The sequence below is a fragment of the Paenibacillus sp. strain BS8-2 genome (assembly GCF_054483835.1).
This window is the reverse complement of record NZ_CM137010.1, coordinates 452577-470943: the sequence shown is the minus strand read 5'-3', so window position 1 is coordinate 470943 and position 18367 is coordinate 452577. Positions and strand designations below refer to the sequence as shown.

The 18367-nt window shown below is 50.1% G+C and carries 18 protein-coding genes; 16 read left to right on the top strand and 2 right to left on the bottom strand.

Translation table 11 applies throughout. The features are described 5' to 3' along the window. Positions 1-73: 73 nt before the first annotated feature. The 8 genes from ACX1C1_RS01975 to helD all read left to right on the top strand — a co-directional run bounded on the left by ACX1C1_RS01975 (position 74) and on the right by helD (position 9180). Positions 74-1594, top strand: coding sequence for a DUF4153 domain-containing protein (locus ACX1C1_RS01975; protein WP_458955521.1), 1521 nt, complete (start codon positions 74-76; stop codon positions 1592-1594). 19 nt (positions 1595-1613) lie between these two features. After that, positions 1614-2480 carry a metallophosphoesterase gene (locus ACX1C1_RS01970; RefSeq protein ID WP_458955520.1) on the top strand — a complete coding sequence of 289 codons (867 nt, stop codon included), beginning with the start codon at positions 1614-1616 and terminating at the stop codon, positions 2478-2480. Positions 2481-2599: 119 nt separating this feature from the next. Beyond that, on the top strand, positions 2600-2806 hold the full coding sequence (locus ACX1C1_RS01965; RefSeq protein WP_458955519.1) for a hypothetical protein: 207 nt from the start codon (positions 2600-2602) through the stop codon (positions 2804-2806). 336 nt (positions 2807-3142) lie between these two features. Next, entirely contained in the window at positions 3143-3952 is an 810-nt protein-coding gene (locus ACX1C1_RS01960) for a transporter substrate-binding domain-containing protein (protein ID WP_458955518.1), read from the top strand. Positions 3953-3975: 23 nt separating this feature from the next. Then, positions 3976-4653 (top strand): amino acid ABC transporter permease, encoded by a 678-nt coding sequence (locus ACX1C1_RS01955; protein ID WP_458955517.1) that lies wholly within the window; start codon positions 3976-3978, stop codon positions 4651-4653. Next, positions 4646-5368, top strand: a complete 723-nt coding sequence (locus ACX1C1_RS01950) for an amino acid ABC transporter ATP-binding protein (protein WP_458955516.1) — start codon at positions 4646-4648, stop codon at positions 5366-5368. The genes ACX1C1_RS01955 and ACX1C1_RS01950 overlap by 8 nt, the downstream gene beginning before the upstream one ends. Before the next feature lie 164 nt (positions 5369-5532). Continuing rightward, on the top strand, positions 5533-6342 hold the full coding sequence (locus ACX1C1_RS01945; RefSeq protein ID WP_458955515.1) for a DUF3221 domain-containing protein: 810 nt from the start codon (positions 5533-5535) through the stop codon (positions 6340-6342). A gap of 405 nt (positions 6343-6747) precedes the next feature. Further along, on the top strand, positions 6748-9180 hold the full coding sequence (helD, locus tag ACX1C1_RS01940; protein ID WP_458957572.1) for an RNA polymerase recycling motor HelD: 2433 nt from the start codon (positions 6748-6750) through the stop codon (positions 9178-9180). A 74-nt stretch (positions 9181-9254) separates the two neighbouring features. Here helD and ACX1C1_RS01935 read toward each other — a convergent pair whose 3' ends face one another. Beyond that, positions 9255-10976, bottom strand: coding sequence for an ABC transporter ATP-binding protein (locus ACX1C1_RS01935; protein WP_458955514.1), 1722 nt, complete (start codon positions 10974-10976; stop codon positions 9255-9257). A gap of 232 nt (positions 10977-11208) precedes the next feature. On the opposite strand from ACX1C1_RS01935, the gene ACX1C1_RS01930 reads away from it, so the two are divergent. After that, positions 11209-12252: a helix-turn-helix domain-containing protein gene (locus ACX1C1_RS01930; protein WP_458955513.1), complete on the top strand. Its 1044-nt coding sequence runs from the start codon at positions 11209-11211 to the stop codon at positions 12250-12252. A 117-nt stretch (positions 12253-12369) separates the two neighbouring features. Further along, the gene (locus ACX1C1_RS01925; RefSeq protein ID WP_458957571.1) at positions 12370-13590 is read left to right on the top strand and encodes an amidohydrolase family protein; all 1221 of its coding nucleotides are present in this window, start codon (positions 12370-12372) and stop codon (positions 13588-13590) included. 19 nt (positions 13591-13609) lie between these two features. Here the strand turns inward: ACX1C1_RS01925 and ACX1C1_RS01920 are convergent, their stop codons facing one another. Further along, a complete protein-coding gene (locus tag ACX1C1_RS01920; RefSeq protein ID WP_458955512.1) occupies positions 13610-14752 on the bottom strand; it encodes a ParB/RepB/Spo0J family partition protein in 1143 nt (380 codons plus the stop codon). Positions 14753-14941: 189 nt separating this feature from the next. On the opposite strand from ACX1C1_RS01920, the gene ACX1C1_RS01915 reads away from it, so the two are divergent. The 6 genes from ACX1C1_RS01915 (at position 14942) to ACX1C1_RS01890 (ending at position 18364) form a co-directional block, all read left to right on the top strand. Continuing rightward, positions 14942-15103 carry a DUF1328 domain-containing protein gene (locus ACX1C1_RS01915; RefSeq protein WP_458955511.1) on the top strand — a complete coding sequence of 54 codons (162 nt, stop codon included), beginning with the start codon at positions 14942-14944 and terminating at the stop codon, positions 15101-15103. A gap of 78 nt (positions 15104-15181) precedes the next feature. Continuing rightward, a complete protein-coding gene (locus ACX1C1_RS01910) occupies positions 15182-15616 on the top strand; it encodes a general stress protein (protein ID WP_458955510.1) in 435 nt (144 codons plus the stop codon). Positions 15617-15699: 83 nt separating this feature from the next. Next, on the top strand, positions 15700-16863 hold the full coding sequence (locus ACX1C1_RS01905; protein ID WP_458955509.1) for a PP2C family protein-serine/threonine phosphatase: 1164 nt from the start codon (positions 15700-15702) through the stop codon (positions 16861-16863). A 108-nt stretch (positions 16864-16971) separates the two neighbouring features. Beyond that, positions 16972-17580: a hypothetical protein gene (locus ACX1C1_RS01900; protein ID WP_458955508.1), complete on the top strand. Its 609-nt coding sequence runs from the start codon at positions 16972-16974 to the stop codon at positions 17578-17580. Between the two features lie 35 nt (positions 17581-17615). Then, entirely contained in the window at positions 17616-17942 is a 327-nt protein-coding gene (locus ACX1C1_RS01895; protein WP_458955507.1) for an STAS domain-containing protein, read from the top strand. Positions 17943-17944: 2 nt separating this feature from the next. Beyond that, positions 17945-18364, top strand: coding sequence for an ATP-binding protein (locus ACX1C1_RS01890; protein WP_458955506.1), 420 nt, complete (start codon positions 17945-17947; stop codon positions 18362-18364). Positions 18365-18367: the final 3 nt, after the last annotated feature.

Below are 18367 nucleotides of genomic sequence, written 5' to 3'. Positions count from 1 at the left end.
GCAAATTGCACTTTTTGTTCTTATTTTCTAGGTTACAATAAAAGGAGAAAAAAGCAAAGGGAGGGCAACAGAGATGAGAGATCCAGCGCCATGGCTAAAGAGATATAGCCGGATGTGGATAATCGCTCTACTGCTGGGATTAATCGGGCAATATTTAATTGTGGACCAACCGTTTGGCGTTTCGGTGCCATTGTTTGTCATTGGGCTGTACGCGTTATTCTTTTATTCGGCGAGAGGCAGAATTGGAGGCTTCGACAAGTGGAAGGGACAATCCAAGACGGGATGGCTCTTGTTCGTGCCAATCACTGCGCTGGCGTTAAGCTATGTTCTGTTCGCCAACGATATGTTCCGCGTTCTGAATGTGCTTGCGCTCATGCTGCTTATCGTTGCGCAGACCATGCTCTTGACGCGCGGCGGATCGCAGCCGTGGCATCGTTTCGGATTTTATGGCGATCTGTTGCTGCAATGGCTCATTGTGCCGCTTAGACATATGATGGTGCCGTTCGGGATTGTGGGCGGATGGCTGCGTATTGGCAATGGGAGCGGCAGATTCGGCGGAAGGTTCGCGAAGGTTGCGCTGGGACTCATTATTGCGCTGCCACTGCTGATCATCGTAGTTTCTCTCCTTGCTGCCGCAGATGGCATCTTCCAGTCATGGCTCGCCAATATTCCGGAGCTGCTCCAAGGCGAGACGCTGGGCGAAGGCATGGGCAGAACATTCTTTGGCTTATGTATCGCTTTCTATTCGTTCTGCTTTGTATGGGGGTTGTTATTCCGCAAGCCCAAGTCGGACGACAGCTTAGACGCAGCTTTCCCTAAGGATCCCCATGGGGCAACGGATAAGTCGGATACGGTCGTCTACATTGATTCGACGATTGCTGCCACGGTATTGGTCTGCGTGAACGCTGTATACGTGTTGTTCGTTGCCATTCAATTCTCTTATTTGTTTGGTGCCGCAGAAGGTCTGCTGCCGGACGGAACAGCATACGCGGAGTATGCGAGAAGAGGCTTCTCTGAGCTAGTCGCGATCGCCGTCATTAATATGGGCTTGTTGCTGCTAGGGCTGCATTTCGTGAAGAAGGAAAGCACGATGCTCGATCGCCTGAGACAGTTACTGCTTACTGTACTAATGGGTTGTACGGTAGTGATGTTAATTTCGGCATATGGAAGGTTATCTCTATATGAAGAGGCTTATGGCTTCACTCAGCAGCGTTTGCTCGTGCATGGTTTTATGATTCTGCTAGCCGTGATGATGCTGGCTGCGATCGTAAGGATCTGGTACGGCAGATATTCGCTAGCTAAGGTTAATATCGCATTAGCTGTTGCGGCATACGTCATCATGAATTATGTTAATCTAGACGCGCGTATTGCAGAAAATAATGTGGAGCGTTTTGAGCAGAGCGGCAAGATCGATTGGGCATACATGGATACCTTGTCGGTAGATGCTGTACCTACATTTATAAAGCTGAGTGAGAAGCTGCCTGATCATATACAAGTGCGGGCCACTCTGGACCGGATGAAAAATAAGGCCGAGGATCGCCAAGGCTGGCAGTCCTGGAATCTTGCCTATAGCAAAGCTAGTCGGATCGAATAGACGTTTAACTGGAGGTTGTATGATGAGCAGGACGAAACGGTGGTGGTTGATCTATATTCCTGCATTGATCCTCGGGCTGTATCTGTTCTTGTATTTTGAGAACAATGCAATTGGCGTTACGAGTTATCGCATGGCGTCGGAGAAGCTGCCCCAAGGCTATGACAGCTACCGAATCGTCCAGCTGTCCGATCTTCAGAGCAAGATGTTCGGACGGGATCAGAAGCCGCTCATTCGTAAGGTCGAGAAGCTGCGGCCTGACTTGATCGTTGTGACCGGCGATCTCGTTGATGCGAATCATTATGACGGTGAAGCGAGCTTGCGCATGATGCAGGGTATGGTCGGAATTGCTCCGGTTTATATGATTACGGGCAATCATGAATATGCGGCGGAGGATTATCCCTCGCTCGAGAAGGAGCTTCGTACGATTGGCGTTCATGTATTGCGTAACGAGCATGAGCTGCTCCCGCTTGGGGACGGCTACTTAAGACTCGTGGGGATCGACGATCCACTGTATAACAAACATGGCGATGGCGATGTAGATAAGCTTAACATGCATCTGGAGGAAGCCATGGAGGGGATTCAGCAGCCTGAAGCCTATACAGTGTTGCTCTCCCATCGCTCCGAACGGTTTGACGTTTATGTTCAGCATGGTTTTGATCTAACCTTCTCAGGTCATGCGCATGGCGGTCAATTCCGTATTCCGTTCGTCGGCGGGGTGTATTCTCCCGAGCAAGGCTTCTGGCCTAAGTTGTCCGAAGGGAAACATGAGCGTAACGGATCGACGCTTGTCATCAGCAGAGGACTTGGCAACAGCGTCATCCCGCAGAGGTTGTTTAACCGGCCGGAAATTGTCTCGGTCGATCTGGTTCGAGGATCGGCAGAATAACCGCCGTTCGTAACAAAAAGGCGTTTGTTCCTGATGGATGAGCCAATACGAAGGCTTCATGTCTCACGTAATATAAGGTATGGATCATGACAGAATCGAAAGATGAGGAATGATAGACCATGCCTTGTTATTATGGCAAAGTCGTTATCGTCAGGAACGAAGGGACCATTATATTCGGACATATATGGGAAAACTCGCCAAGTATCGCTACGCAAACAAACACGGGCTCTGGCGAAAGCACGGAGGAAGAAGAGGATACCGCCGAAAGCAGCTCGGCCAGAAGCCGCCGCCGCAGAAAACGGCGAAGGTGCAAGAAACGAAAATAACGGAATTCGATTCATTCGACTCGGATTCCGTTTTTTGTGATGTCCGCAGGCCGACATAAGCCCGTCCAAACGCGCCAACTCTCGCAAATAAGAGGGCGGATAAGAAACTCGGAACAGGGAATGCTACTATATAATTTTTAAAAATATATGATTATTATAATCATGTGCATGAATAAACTAATGAATTAATGCGTTGATACGATAAAGGACTCGGTATGAGTCCTTTTTTTATTTTATCAGGTAATAATATCCATTTATATACGCATACTATTGCTATTGTAGCGATAAATATTATAATAGTTCATGTTCACATATAGAAGAGGAGATGGATAGAGAATGAAAAGAATGGTGACAGCCCTGGCGGCTATCCTTTTAACGGCATCGTTGACGGCTTGCGGTGCTGACCAAAACAATGAAAACAACGGTAATTCTACAACGGGTGAACAACCGAAGCAGAAGATCGTATTAGGTACGAGCGCGGACTATGCGCCTTACGAATTCCATAAGATGATCGACGGCAAAGATCAAATCGTCGGTTTCGATATTGAGATTGCGAAGGAAATCGCCAAAGACATGAATGCGGAGTTAGAAATCCAGGACATGGACTTTGCGGGTTTGTTGCTTGCGCTCGATGCTGACAAAGTTGACTTCGTTATCTCCGGCATGACGCCGGACGAAGATCGTAAGAAGCAGGTTGATTTCACGGATATTTATTACCTGGCGGGACAAGGCGTACTTGTTAAAGCCGGCGATGAGGGCAACTATAAAACATTAGACGACTTAAAAGGCAAAAAAATCGGCGTGCAGCTTGGATCCATCCAAGAAGGTATAGCGCAAGAAATTGAAGGCGCCAAGCTGACTTCCCTCGCCAAGATTCCTGAGCTGGTGCTTGAGCTGAACAGCGGCCGTGTCGACGCGCTTATTCTGGAGAAGCCAGTTGCTGCTCAATATGCGACGAAGCAGGATGAAGTTGTTATGTCCAGCATCGAGATCGAACAATCTGCAGAGGAAGCGGGTTCCGCGATCGCTGTTAAGAAGGGCAACAAGGAATTGCTGGACAGCATTAATAAGACGCTGGAGCGTCTGAAAGAAAACGGCGATATCGATCGTTTCGTTATCGAAGCTAACGAACTGGTTGGCGAATAATCGGCCGAGGACGGAGTTAACGGATGGACTTGGATTTATCATTATGGGGGTTGGATTTTAACTTTTTGAAAGAATATTGGCCCTACTACACCAATGGGGCCTGGATGACGCTGAAGCTTTCGTTCTTCGGCGTCTTGCTGGGTACGATTCTTGGCGTTGTCTTTGCGCTGCTTCGTATTTCGGGTATCTGGCTGCTCCGGTTTCTGGCGTCGGCATACATTGAGCTGATCCGCGGAACGCCAATGTTGGTTCAGATTGTTATTATTTATTACGGATTGTCGGAATTCGGCATCAATCTGCCGCCGTTTATGGCGGGCGTCATCGCGCTGACGATTAACAGCTCGGCCTATATGGCCGAGGTATTCCGTGCGGGGATCGCTGCGATCGACAAGGGGCAGATGGAGGCGGCAAGATCGCTTGGTCTGAGCCGCGGACAGGCGCTGCGATATGTGGTGATCCCACAGGCTTTCCGTAATATGCTGCCGGCAATCGGCAACGAATTTATTATTATTATCAAGGACTCATCGCTTGTTTCCACAATCGGCATAGCTGAATTGTTGTATAATGCCCAGGTTATCCGGGGGACGACCTTTATTCCGCTTGAACCGCTAATCGTGGCGGCTGCAATCTACTTCGTCATGACCTTTACATTGTCAAAGCTGCTGGGCGCGCTGGAAAGGAAGCTGAATACGAATGATTAAAATTCAGGGACTCCGCAAGTCATACGGCAAAAATGAAATTTTGAAGGGCATCGACACGGAGATCCGCCAAGGCGAAGTTGTGGTTGTCATCGGACCAAGCGGATCGGGCAAAAGCACGTTTCTGCGCTGCTTGAATCGGCTTGAGGAACCGACTGGCGGTGAAATCTGGTTCAAGGACAAGCAGGTAACCGGCAAGCAGTCGGAGCTGAATGCCATTCGCCAGAAGCTTGGTATGGTGTTCCAGCAATTTAATCTGTTCCCGCATATGACAGTGATGGAGAATTTGCTGCTCGCGCCAACGAAGCTCAAGAGCCGAGGACGGGCGGAACTGGAAGGCGTCGCGATGGAGCTGCTGAAGTCAGTCGGTTTGGCTGAGAAGCGCGATGTGTACCCGGGCAAGCTGTCCGGCGGACAGAAGCAGCGGATCGCCATTGCGCGGGCGCTTGCAATGGAGCCGGAAGTGATGTTGTTCGACGAGCCGACTTCGGCGCTGGATCCCGAGATGGTCGGTGAGGTGCTGGACGTGATGAAACGTTTGGCGGCGCAAGGCATGACGATGGTAATCGTGACGCACGAAATCGGCTTCGCCCGTGAGGTCGGCGATCGGCTATTGTTTATGGACGGCGGAGTTATCGTAGAGGAAGGCGTACCTCGCGATGTGATCGCGAATCCTCAGCATCCGCGTACGGTAGATTTTCTAAGCAAGGTGCTATAAAGCTGTATGGGAGTGCCCGCCGGCAACGGTTAAGGGCACTTCTTTTTGTATACAGCTTTTTGTATACAGCATATAGGATTGGATTACGGTTGAAGCGCAACCTTGAATAAAGGAATGTCGTTATAGAGATATAATATCAAAAGGATTTACAAGGGGCGTGCAGGATGAAGAAGTTAATCAGTGTGTTGATGTTTTGTGTTGCCGTAATCATGCTGACAGGGTGCCAGGGTAAGTCCGATACCTTCCAGGGCAGAATTGATGAATTAACAGATCAAGATTTGCTTGTGGGCTGCAATGATGCAGTTAATAAGGGAGCCAGAAATTCGGATGATGCGTATTATAGCTGCAGGGTTGAGATTACGGAGGATACAATCATTCATGACAAGGATGGTAACCCGTTAACTTTCGAACAACTGTGGATAGGAACCTCCGTCCGCATTGTAATCGGGGAGAAGATTGGTTTTAGAGACTATGTCAATGACAGCGAGAGACAGCCGCTTCTTGCAACGGAGGTCACTGTTTTGGATGATGAGCCTCAGACAAGAGGATTTGTTGGTTATATAACCAAGGTGGACGGAGATCGTATGCTTGTTGTCTCCTCTGAGGGGGAAGATTACAGCTCAACTGGCGGAGTATCCCATCACTATGCTGCCGTATGGTTCACGGTGGATGATCCTCCGCATCCGGTAGAGGTTGGTATGAAGGTGAAATTAAAGTTTGGTATGCTGCTCGATTCATATCCGCAGCAAGGCAAGGCGGAGCGTATGGAGCTGTATATGGATCCAAAGCCGGAAGGAGCCGCGCTATCCGAAGAAGAGGCGATTCGCCAAGCGATGGACGCATTCGAGCTGCCTAAGGATCAGATTGTCATCGTCACGAATACGGAATATGATGCGGAGTCTTCGCTATGGATGATTAGCCTTCTAAGCTCTGATCAAACCATTGCCAAAACGATCGAGGTGAAGGACGAATAACAACGGAGGTAACGATACTGCTTATGGTTACAGAGCTATAAGCACGCTTGGTTCTCCGTACACAAAAAAAGGGACCCGCTGCAACGGGCAGCGGGCCAAAGTTATATATTATTAAAAAGGGGGTCGAGTTCTATTATAGGCTCTCAACATTAAATAAGGATGAAGGAAATATTTCAATTGCATTACAAAATGTTGGTTTTCATTTCCAGATCCCCAAAGAGAAAAAAGGTTGAACGAAAAATAACGCCATGATATAATCGATAGCGCCATTGACATTTCAATATTTAGTTCCGTACAGTGTTATCCTTACTTTAATTGTACATCCCAATATTGAATTTGTCAATGCCCTTTTACCTAATCCCTATTTTTGGAAAAAAGGAGCGTGTTCGGTTAATGAAGACAAAGATGGATACAAAGGATTGGCAGCAAGAGCAGGAACGTGTGGATGGGGTCAGAGACAAGCTGCACGCTCGAATTGCCAAGCTGGAACCCGAGGTTGCCGGTCTGAGCGATCAAGCGACGGACATCCGTAGACGGTTCTGGGAAGAAGTGACGATCAACACCAGCACGCAGGAGGATTTCGAAGAAACCTTCTACACCATTAATCAGCAGTCGGCGTTATTGGCAGAACGGGAGCGCGGTCACAAGCTGCTCGTGCAGCAATGGAAAAATATGAATCGTCTGCTGCCGTCCCCCTATTTTGGACGTCTCGACTTTCAAGAGGATGGCCTGAACCAGAGCGAGCTGGTCGAGCCTATCTATATTGGCGTTTCATCCTTCATTGATGAGGATGAACTAAACTTCCTGATCTACGATTGGCGTACGCCAATTGCAAGCATGTATTACGACCATTCTCCAGGTCCGGCAGGTTACGACACGCCAAGCGGTCGAATCGAAGGGACCATGATGCTCAAGCGGCAGTATCAGATTCATCATGGACATATTCGCAATATGTTTGACGCGAGCGAGACGATCGGAGACGAAATTCTTCAGCAGGTACTCGGCAAAGGCGCAGATTCGCAAATGAAAAGTATCGTGGCTACGATTCAAAAGGAACAAAACTCGATTATCCGCGATGATAAAAGCGGAATGCTTATCGTACAAGGTGCGGCAGGCAGCGGCAAAACTTCAGCTGCTCTGCAGCGGGTTGCGTACTTGCTGTACAAACATCGGCAAAACATCAAGGCTGATCAAATTGTGCTTTTTTCGCCTAATCCGATGTTCGCAAGTTATATCTCTACGGTTCTGCCAGAGCTTGGCGAGGAGAACATGCAGCAGACGACGTTCCAGGAATATATCGACTATTGGGTAGGAGCAACGCTGCGTCCGGAGGATCCATTCGAGCAGATCGAATATGTGCTTACCGCGCAAGATGATGCGGGTTACGATGCGCGTCTTCAGGGCATGGCGTACAAATCATCCGAGACTTTCTTGCAGGCCCTGCAGCACTACGGGACATGGCTGGGACAACAAGGCATGGCTTTCCACAGCATCAGGTTTCAGGATCGAGACTATATTACCGGGGAACAAATGAAAACCAAGTTTTACGAATTCGACGACTCTCTATCGGTGTATAACCGGATCGTTCTGCTGCAGGAATGGCTGTTGAAAGAGCTGTCTAAGCTTGAACGGGCGGAACGTGAAGCTGAATGGGTCGACGAAGAGCTGAATTATCTCGATAGCGAGCAATACGCGGAAGTGTTCGCCAAGCTGCATAAGGATCGTGAAGTTTTTGATCTTGCAGAGCATTATGCCGTTATTTTCGAGAAGCTGGATAACAAACGCAGGGAGGATGAAAGCGACTTTGACTTCGCCAGCAAGGAGGAGGAGCTGCTCCGCCGAACTATCGTGAAGGAAAGTTTTAAACCGCTGCGGCGAAGTGTCAAAAAGTTATGGTTCGTAGATGTCAAAACGATCTATGGGCAATTGTTTGACGAAGAATCCGCTTACCGCGAGAAAACGAATAATAGGGATGTCCCGCCGCTGTGGACCGATATTTGCCATCAGACCAAGGAAGCGCTGGACCGTAATGTATTGTTCTACGAGGATGCGACGCCGTATTTGTATGTCAAAGAAATGGTCGAAGGCGTACGGACGAATACGGAGATTAAGTATGTATTCGTAGATGAAGGACAGGATTATTCGGCGTTCCAGTATGAATATCTGAAGAAGCTGTTCCCTAAGGCGAGAATGACGGTGCTGGGCGATTTCGGGCAAGCGATCTATAGGCAATCGACTAGTCTAGACGCAGCTAATTCTCCTTTGATCCGCCTGTTCGGCGAAGCCGATACAAGGCTGGTTACGTTTGTTCGCAGCTATCGCTCCACGAAGGAAATCGTTGCGTTCACCAGACTTATGCTGCCGGGGGGAGAAGAAATTATACCCTTTGATAGAGGAGGACAGAAGCCGCTTCTAAAGAAAGCAGGCAGCAAAGCGCAGCGCGATATTCAAATAAGGTCTGATATCGAAACCCTTCAGGCTGATGGGTATGATTCGATTGCCATCATTACAAAGACAGCGGCAGAGAGCCGAAAGGTTCATGATGCGTTAATAGCGAGTGGCTGCAGCGGGCTTAAGCTTGTTACGAAGGAGACGCTCCAGTTCGACAAGGGGATCATGGTTATTCCTGTCTATCTCGCCAAAGGCGTAGAATTCGACGCGGTCATCGTATATGATGCTTCGTCCGACACGTACGGCGGGGAGAATGAGCGCAAGCTTCTGTACACGGCATGTACACGGGCTATGCATCGACTTTGTCTCTACACCACAAACGACTGGTCGCCCTTCGTGCAGGCGTTGCCTGAGAGCTTGTATGAACATATGGCGATTAATCAATAAAACATGCTTAATATACAACAAGCCATGACCGATAACGGTCATGGCTTGTTGTACAGCTCAACAGCTCAAATTGCTCAGGCTGTCAGTCCCTGTTGATTCAGGCGACGATAGATACCGTCGCGCCCCATTAGATCATCGTGTGTGCCGCTGTCGGCGATACCTTGCTCAGCGACGACAAAGATTCGGTCGGCGTTGCGGATTGTGCCGAGGCGGTGGGCGATGACGAGCGTGGTACGACCTTTGGACAGCTCGGCCAATGCTTGCTGGATGGAAGCCTCCGTTTCTGTATCAAGCGCGGAGGTTGCTTCGTCCAGAATGAGAATTGGCGGATTTTTAAGGAAAATACGGGCGATGGATAGTCTTTGCTTCTGTCCGCCAGAAAGCTTAACGCCTCGTTCGCCGATCAAGGTATCAAGCCCCTCCGGCATGGAATCGATCAAGTCTCCGAGCTGAGCGTTCTCTGCAGCTAAACGGATCTCCTGCTCGCTTGCGCCGAGCTTACCGTATTCGATATTTTCGCGAATCGTTCCATCGAACAAGAATACATCTTGCTGCACAATGCCGATTTGCTCCCGCAGCGCACGGAGCGGCATATCACGAATGTCCAGACCATCGATCATAATCTGTCCTTCGGTAATATCGTAGAAGCGTGGCAGCAGGCTGCAAAGCGTCGATTTGCCGCCGCCGGACGGCCCAACAAGGGCAATTGTTTCACCAGCGCGGATATCCATGTTCAGTCGGTTTACAATGTGCTTATCTGGCTCATATCCGAAGCTGACATTCTTGTATACAATATTGCCGCGGAACGGACCGACTTCACCGGCGTTCGGCTTCTCATTGACATCAGATTCGGTATGAAGCAGCTCCTCGTAACGACGGAAGCCCGCCAAACCTTTGGGGATCGTCTCAATCAAGGAGTTGATCGTACGAATCGGTCCAAGGAAGACGTTGGAGAGCAGGATAAACGCCATGAAATCACCGTAAGTCATACGATCCTCGATGACGAACCAGGCTCCGCAGACGATAACAAACAAGGAAACAAATTTCAACATAACAAAGCTAATGGAGGAGTGCCATGCCATCACTTTGTATGTAATCAACTTCGTCGTGCGAAAACGATTATTGTTCATGCTGAACTTTTCGATTTCGTACTGCTCGTTGGCGAAGGCTTGCACAACACGCATGCCGCTGACATTGTTCTCGACGCGTGCGTTATAGTCGGCGATGTCGCTGAACATTTTATTAAAGGCGGCATTCATCTTGCGCGAGAAATAAAGCGATATCCAAATCATAAGCGGCACGATCACAAAGGTAAGGAGAGCGAGCTGCCAGTTGATGCCGAGCATTATGCCCAAAGCTCCGAGCAGCGTCATAATAGCGATAAACATATCCTCTGGCGCATGGTGGGCAACCTCGCCCATGTCCATGACATCATTGGTCATACGGGAGACGAGATGTCCGGTCTTGTTGTTGTCAAAGAAGCGGAAAGAAAGTTTCTGCACACGCTTGAACAAATTACGGCGCATGTCGGTCTCGATATTAATCCCAAGCTTGTGTCCATGATAGGTCACGATAAAATGGAAGACGGAGCTGAGCAAATAAATGCCCAGCAGAATGACCCCGGCCCAAAGGATCGACATCCAGTTGCCTTCGGGAAGCAAATCGTCAATGATGACGTTGATCGCCATCGGGAAGGTCAGTTCGAGCAGAGCCGCCATGATGGCGCTCCCGAAAGCAACAATGAAAAGCCCTTTGTAGGGCTTGTAATACGAAAAAAATCGACGCAAAGTTTTCACGCGCTTGCCCTTCCTTTCTTTGATACAAAAATAGTAGTGCTATTGTCATATTAGGTTGATGCCATTTAGGAAGTCAATCATTGCAGTGAGAGGCTGGAGTGCTGGCGAATGTATGCCTGAAATGCCGAAATTCAGCAGTTTTAAAGGATTTACACTGTTAATGATAATCAAAATCAGTTAAAATCGGCATAGTATTAAATCAATTTGGCACATTATTTTGGAGGAAGAATAGATGGGAAAGTCAACTGGAAGAGGCAAACTCAATATAGAAGCTAAGGTGGGGCTAGCGGGCAGCTTGCAGGAGTTGGACGAGCTTTATGCTAACGGTCTTGCGGATATGGCTATGGCATTCGGAATGCAAAGGCGTCCATTCGGCAATGGCTGGTGTTACGATATGCCGGAGAGCGAGGGCCAAGGTTGGATTATCCAGATGAGCCCCGAGCCTGGATTGTTCTGCATTAGCGCATGGTTTACGACAATTAGTGAGCGGTCCTTTACGTTCGACTCGGATAAACCTTACGTATGGCTGTTCAGCGTTGCCGAAGGGCGAATAACGACTTCCGGACAGGGGAGAAGCGAACGAGAGCTGAAGTCCATGAATCAGACCCTTGCTAGCGGAGGCAAGCCGGTTACCATTCGGTTCGCTGCGGAGGAGCTGATCTGCTTCGATGCCGTCATCGTGTTCGAAACATACATGAGAGACAGATTGTGTGCCGGCGGCGGTGCGGAGACTTCCTTTAAACCAAATGAGGGAAGGATGTGGACGGAGCCGGGAATTAACACTGCGGATGTGCTGCTTGCGATGGATGAATTGAAGTGGTCGGTACGTAAAGCGGTGGTGCCGCTCGCTTATTATTATTTCAAGTGCGGAGAAATATTGATGCTGATCAAACGTAATCACGAGCAGCCGGAGCAGGTGGACCGCAGACGGGCGGACCATGTGACTTGGGACAACAAACAGCGTATCTTTAAGGTTAAGGATGTTATCGACAGGAATATCCTGGAGCAACAGGAGTTGTCTCAGTTGGCCGCGCTTGCAGCGATGAGCGAGAGCAAGCTGCGGCGCTCCTTTAAGCTGGTATACGGGGTGACGATTGCTGCTTATGTCCGCGAGAACAGGATGCAGCAAGCGATGCGGATGTTGGCCAAGGATGAGATGAGCATTAGGGATATCGGGAGAGCATGCGGCTACGAATGCGCCGGTCGCTTCTCCGCCGTGTTCCGGAAGATACATCTGATTACGCCGAGCCAGTATCGCAAATCATTTGATCTATAATCGAGATTAGTTATGAATATGAAGGAGGAATGGGAGATGGAGCATGATCAGGAACAGGGCGCTCAGAGAGAGATTCTGGGCAATGCGGGGAGCAAGCCGAACAGCTTAAGCTCATACATGCTGCTTAACGTTCGTCTGGAGTGCGGTTATTCGTATGAGAATGGGCAGGTTGTCGCGACCGAAAGTGATCTGCGACATATATATATTCACGAAGGGACCATCGCGAGTATTACGGATACAAGCGATCCCCTAAGAGCCGAAGGGATCGTATGTTACGATGCCAAGGGTATGCTGCTCCTGCCATCGTTCCGGGATATGCATATCCACTTGGACAAAACGTATTACGGCGGTCCCTGGCGGGCAGTGCGGCCTGCTGCTAACGGCATATTCGATCGGATCGCAGAAGAGCAGACCTTATTGCCCCAGCTTCTGCCGACAGCTCAGGAGCGAGCACAGAAGCTGATTGATCTCATTCTAGGTTACGGTTCCACCCATGTAAGGAGCCATTGCAATATCGATTCTACCGTGGGGTTACGCAATCTGGAGCATCTCAAGAAGGCGCTAGCGAATGATTCGGACAAGCTTTCTTATGAAATTGTCGCATTCCCTCAGCATGGCTTGCTTCGTTCCAATGCCGAAGGCTTGCTTCGGGAAGCGATGCAGCTTGGCGTGACACATATCGGCGGTCTTGATCCGACGCTCGTTGATCGGGATATGGAGAAGTCGCTTCAAACGATGGTGCAGATCGCTGTAGATTATGGGTCTGGAATCGATATCCACCTTCATGAAGGTGGGGATACGGGGCTGCAGGCGATCCACAGACTGGCCGATCTGACCGAGGAAGCAGGTCTGCAAGGGAAGGTGACCGTAAGCCATGCATTCTCTCTCGCTTCGCTTGCAGCTGGCGCAGATGTGGAGTTGTTCAGTCGGCTTGCCGCGCTTGGCATCTCGATCGCCACTTGCGTACCGATTGGGCGAAGCATCATGCCAATTCCCAAGCTGCTGGAGCAGAAGGTGAACGTGATGCTTGGCAACGACAGCATTATTGATCATTGGTCGCCGTTCGGTACCGGAGATACGCTGCAGAGAGCGAATCTGGCTGCGCAATTGTACGGATGGTCCAGCGAATATAAGCTGTCGCGTGCGCTGGCGCTGGCGACTGGCGGCAAGACGCCGCTTGACGAGACTGGCAACCAGGTATGGCCCGCGGCAGGAGATGCGGCAACAGGCGTTCTAGTCTCGGCGAGCTGCTCCGCAGAGGCAGTAGCGAGGCTGCCGGAACGTGCAGCGGTGTTCTACAATGGAGCATTGTCCTCCGGGACACTTGATCGGGCATAATGTTCTTGAGCAAGTGAACTTAGAGCGGCGACTTCTCCCGCAAAGACTTCCATAACGAAAGCTGCTGCTCAAGCTGCTCGATGACGCCATCAACCTCGTGAGTGAACAATACTTGTCCGTCGCCGCCGGACTCGTGCACCAGCTTCGCGATGGACCTCGAAAGCTCCGCTTGTTTCGGAAGTTCCTGTTGCAGCTTGCGCAGCAGGTCGGAGACATGGACATGACCGCCGTTAGTAGGCACTGTGCCAACAGTCTGTTGAAACTCTGGCACGCGCACGGCACCTGCTTCCAGCACGGCTGTAGCAGCAGATACGCCGCTCGGATGCGAAGCAGGACCAGTTTGCGCCTCGGCACCGGATGACGACGAAGTTGCCGTTGCCGCTCCCCTTGGCGCAGCATCCTTGGACTTCTTGTCGCCGGCTTCCGAATTCGCGGAGCTTCTTGCGCCCTCCTTACGATTCTGCTCGTATACGGACCACGTTTCAATCAGTCCGCTGCCGGTCTTGAGCAACAGCTTCTCCTTGGTGTTGTCGGAGATCGTCTTGTCCTTGAACAGCTTGGCGATCTTCTTGACATCGCTGACGGGAAGCTCGTCCCTCGCGGCGATGAGCGCAAGCGGATCCCGATGCTCCATCGGCAAATCCTTAAGCGGCATCAGTTGATCCTCAGTTAGTTTGTCCTTACGAATCTCCGTGCCGCTGACAATCAGCTTCTTGACTGCCGCGCTGAATTTGAGCAGCTCGCATTTGTTCTTAATATAGCTCTCCGGCTTGCCAAGCTTGGCCGAGAGAAACTTGAGCGAGCTGCGGAACCGTCCATCGTTCATGAGCTTGTCGAAGGCGATCGCCTCTTCAATGGGGGAGAAACCTTCTCTCGTCAGGTTCTCCGCAATTTGTTCCAGATAGATCTCCATCTCATCGGTCGAAGTGGAGACGATGCAGGGGATCGTCTCTCTTCCGAGCATCTGCGTCGCTTTGTAACGCCGATTCCCGTATATGATGCGATAACGTCCGCCTTCGATGCTGCGTACCTTGATCGGGGAGAGCAGTCCGAGCTCCTCGATGCTCTTCATCAGCTCCTGCAACGCTTCATCGTCAAATTGATAACGCGGCTGGTCCTTGTCCTCTTCGATGAGCGACATAGGTAGTTGGGTGATATCCATGAGTTCTCTCCTTTGGCTGCGGTATAGGTTCACTTATATGATTTCGTGTCGACTCGCGATACTACTATTATAGCTCAGCCTTCTACCGAATCAACGGAGTCCTCCAAAGTCTTCCTGTTTCATCTTTCCATTGTGCGTTTAATAGTAATCAAGCTAGCGGTAAACGCCAAATCAAAAGGAGTGATTCATATGTTAGGCTGGGCATTATTGTTCTTCCTCTTTGCCATAGCAGCGGGCATCTTCGGATTCTTCGGGATAGCATCCGCCATGGCCGGCATAGCCAAAATCTTGTTTGTCGTCTTCCTAGTATTGTTCATTGCATCTCTTATTTTTGGACGAAGACGAGTATAGCTGAGCCAAGAGCAAGCTAACTCGGCAATTACGATAACAAGGCAATCGCCAATAAACCAATAAACGGAGGGAATTTATATGACAATCATGAATACAGAACAAACGAAGGTACACACGGTCATGACGCGAGATGAAGTTCAAGAGCAGGTGGAAAGATTCCGCAAGGAAGGATATCATGAGGATCGTATCTTTGTTCTTACGCATGACAAAACAAGGACGAAACGCCTCGCGGAGCGAACAGATGCCGAGGAAATCGGCATTATGGACGAAGGAATCGGCACGGCAATCGGTAACATTTTCCGGAATACGGGAGATGAGCTACGGGCCAAAATGAGATCGCTTGGCGTGGCGAAGGCAGAAGCAGAGCGCCTCGAAGCCGAGATGGATCGCGACAAAATCGTGGTGATCGCATGGGGCGGACGCGAATACGACAACGATGATTATGACAGAGATATCTACTTTCACCCTTATATGATGTACAATGGATATACTAATCAGCCGCCTCTCAGATAGCAACTTGATAGCCTGCCCCTAGGGGTAGGCTATTAGACATATTAAACGTGACTCTGGCAAGTGACCAATGGGAGGACCCGTATGTGAGTATTATAATCGTAGACGACAATGTAACGAACCAAATGATCATTCGAGCAATATTGACGAAAGCAGGCTATGCCGAAACACGAATCGCCTCTTCCGCCAAAGAGCTGTTCGATATACTTGGCATGGACGGCATGCCTTCGACCGTGGCAGCGACGGAGGAGCCTGTCGATCTGATCTTGATGGATATGATGATGCCGGAGGTTGATGGCCTCGAAGCGTGCAGAAGAATTCAGGCCGAAAAGAGATTTCGGGATGTGCCGATTATCTTTGTTACGGCTGTGGGAGATTCTAATAAACTAGCTGAAGCGCTGGATGCAGGTGCCACCGATTATGTGATGAAACCGATCAATAAGCTCGAGCTGCTTGCTCGTATGCGCTCGGCGCTGCGGCTCAAGCACGAAAAGGATTGGCACAAGGAGCGGGATAAGCGGATTCGTTATGAATTGGAGCTCGCCAAGCAGGTGCAGCGCAGCGTCCTGAGCAGCCCCATCCGGAACCGGAACATCGAAATTAATGCCTCATATCGCCCATCCTCTGAGCTCGCAGGCGACTACTACGCGTGGTTCCGTATCGATGCTAACCGGTATGGCGTCATGCTGCTGGATATGATGGGACACGGCATATCTTCCTCGCTTGTTTGTATGTTCATCTCTTCGGTGCTCCGAGACCTCATCATGCGGGTCAACGACCCGGTCGAGGTGATGCAGGAGCTCAACCGCTATATGGGCGGGCTCTATCGATCGGATGAGCTCATTAATTATTATTTTACGGCTATATTCGTTGTAGTAGATACGGAGAATAGGCAGCTTGAATACGTGAATGCAGGGCATCCGGCAGGGTTCATCGCGGCAGACGGCGAAGTGGTGTGTATGGAGCCGACGGGACCGGCGATTGGTCTGTTTGACAAACTTGCGATCCACAAGGTTAGTCGGCCGTATAAGTCCGGTACCGAGCTATTCATGTACACAGACGGACTGCTCGACGCGCTGGAAGCGAAGGACGGTAGTCAATGCAGCACGAAGGAGCTCGAGGAGGCTGTCCGCAAGCATCATGGTCAGGGGCTTGGACCGGATGAGTGGGTGGAGTCGCTGCTTGATGTACGTGAGGGGGAGCAGCAGCGCGATGATATTTGCGTGGTGCATGCTATCCTGCACGCGTAAACAGATCATTGAAAGAAAAGCAAACCAAACTGTTTCAAACCTTCTGAATTGGTTTATACCATATGTATAGACTCTAGCAGAATGGTTGATCGCAGGGAGGTTGCAGGTATGAAAGTGATCCTATTCATAACGTTAATCCTGAGCGGAATGATGTCGGGAGGGAGCGGGGCTTCCGAAGTGAAGTCGAACGATATCCCGGTTCATCAACTGGAAACGGAATATGTACAGCTTGTTGCGCCTGACATACAAGTAAGTGTGTTGTCGAATGGCGAGACGTTGCAGCCTGCTGATGAAGGCGATGAGCCTGTCATCACCGTAACGGGCGATGCCGGGCCGATCCTGCTCCAAAGCGTCGAAGAGCTTACGCTCTATGATGATCGCGCGGCTGTCATCGGCAAGCTGGGAGAGCCAAAGGGCGTAACGCAGGATGAGTTCTATAGCGAGCTTGTCATCTACGAGTACGAGCGGCTTCACGTTGTCTTCTTTGGCGAATATATTCAATCTATTGATATTGCGGCTGATGTGAAGGAAGTGCTGCTGGACGATCGATATGTGGAAGCAACGTTGACCGATCTTAAAGACGTGCTTGGAGATCCCGATTACGTGGCGGAGGACGGCATTGTGTTCCAGCGTGATGAAGCGCTGCTTAAGCTGTTCGTTGACCAGGCAAGCGGAGAACTGAGCTCAATCAGTTATTATCATTTGGCAACGGTATAATTTATTTATCCTTGGAGAAAGTGAAGTGAACAAACATGAAGTTAGAGCCATTTAACGTTCGAACGGAAGAGAAAAACGGTGAATTCACAATGTACCTGGAGGGGGAACTGGACCTCGCGGCCGTACCGCAGCTGCAGTGCGTGCTCGAGAATGTACTGAAGCGTACTGACGTTGCGCTTGTACTTCACCTTGGAAATCTGACTTACATCGACAGTACGGGCATTGGTGTAATCGTCTCGATCCTCAAGACGAGAGACCAGCTTGGAGCTCCGTTCTATGTGCAGGAAACGCCGGCCAAAATCAAGCGATTGTTCGATCTAACCGGCATATCGGGATATATCAAGGAAGGAGCCGGGGCGTAAGGATGAAAGAGGTACAGCTGCAAATACCGGCTCATGCGGATCACATCGATCTTGTTCGAATCTGTTTGTACGGGATCGCGAGTAAGCTTGGATTCGCTTACGAGGACATTGAGGATATGAAGGTAGCGGTTTCCGAAGCATGTAGCAATGCGATCCTGCATGGCGACGAAATCGGAGCAGGCGTCATCGAAGTGACATTCCGCCATGATGATCACGCATTGATTATTCAGATTCATAACGAGGGGCCGCCATTCGTATTCGATGGCAGCAGTCTTGCGTCGACTCCCCTGGGAGGAGCGGCAGTTCAGGAGCTTCAATCGGGAGGTCTCGGCATCTACTTGATGGAGGCGTTGATGGACAAGGTTGAGGTTGTTCCGACTCGTGACGGCACAGATGTATGGCTAACCAAATACCGGCAATAAAAA

Excerpts from the sequence above, each read along its gene's own strand:
- ACX1C1_RS01975 (WP_458955521.1), top strand. The coding sequence starts at position 74 with ATGAGAGATCCAGCGCCATGGCTAAAGAGATATAGCCGGATGTGGATA.
- ACX1C1_RS01970 (WP_458955520.1), top strand. The coding sequence starts at position 1,614 with ATGATGAGCAGGACGAAACGGTGGTGGTTGATCTATATTCCTGCATTG.
- ACX1C1_RS01965 (WP_458955519.1), top strand. The coding sequence starts at position 2,600 with ATGCCTTGTTATTATGGCAAAGTCGTTATCGTCAGGAACGAAGGGACC.
- ACX1C1_RS01960 (WP_458955518.1), top strand. The coding sequence starts at position 3,143 with ATGAAAAGAATGGTGACAGCCCTGGCGGCTATCCTTTTAACGGCATCG.
- ACX1C1_RS01955 (WP_458955517.1), top strand. The coding sequence starts at position 3,976 with ATGGACTTGGATTTATCATTATGGGGGTTGGATTTTAACTTTTTGAAA.
- ACX1C1_RS01950 (WP_458955516.1), top strand. The coding sequence starts at position 4,646 with ATGATTAAAATTCAGGGACTCCGCAAGTCATACGGCAAAAATGAAATT.
- ACX1C1_RS01945 (WP_458955515.1), top strand. The coding sequence starts at position 5,533 with ATGAAGAAGTTAATCAGTGTGTTGATGTTTTGTGTTGCCGTAATCATG.
- helD (WP_458957572.1), top strand. The coding sequence starts at position 6,748 with ATGGATACAAAGGATTGGCAGCAAGAGCAGGAACGTGTGGATGGGGTC.
- ACX1C1_RS01930 (WP_458955513.1), top strand. The coding sequence starts at position 11,209 with ATGGGAAAGTCAACTGGAAGAGGCAAACTCAATATAGAAGCTAAGGTG.
- ACX1C1_RS01925 (WP_458957571.1), top strand. The coding sequence starts at position 12,370 with ATGCTGCTTAACGTTCGTCTGGAGTGCGGTTATTCGTATGAGAATGGG.
- ACX1C1_RS01920 (WP_458955512.1), bottom strand. The coding sequence starts at position 14,752 with ATGGATATCACCCAACTACCTATGTCGCTCATCGAAGAGGACAAGGAC.
- ACX1C1_RS01915 (WP_458955511.1), top strand. The coding sequence starts at position 14,942 with ATGTTAGGCTGGGCATTATTGTTCTTCCTCTTTGCCATAGCAGCGGGC.
- ACX1C1_RS01910 (WP_458955510.1), top strand. The coding sequence starts at position 15,182 with ATGACAATCATGAATACAGAACAAACGAAGGTACACACGGTCATGACG.
- ACX1C1_RS01900 (WP_458955508.1), top strand. The coding sequence starts at position 16,972 with ATGAAAGTGATCCTATTCATAACGTTAATCCTGAGCGGAATGATGTCG.
- ACX1C1_RS01895 (WP_458955507.1), top strand. The coding sequence starts at position 17,616 with ATGAAGTTAGAGCCATTTAACGTTCGAACGGAAGAGAAAAACGGTGAA.
- ACX1C1_RS01890 (WP_458955506.1), top strand. The coding sequence starts at position 17,945 with ATGAAAGAGGTACAGCTGCAAATACCGGCTCATGCGGATCACATCGAT.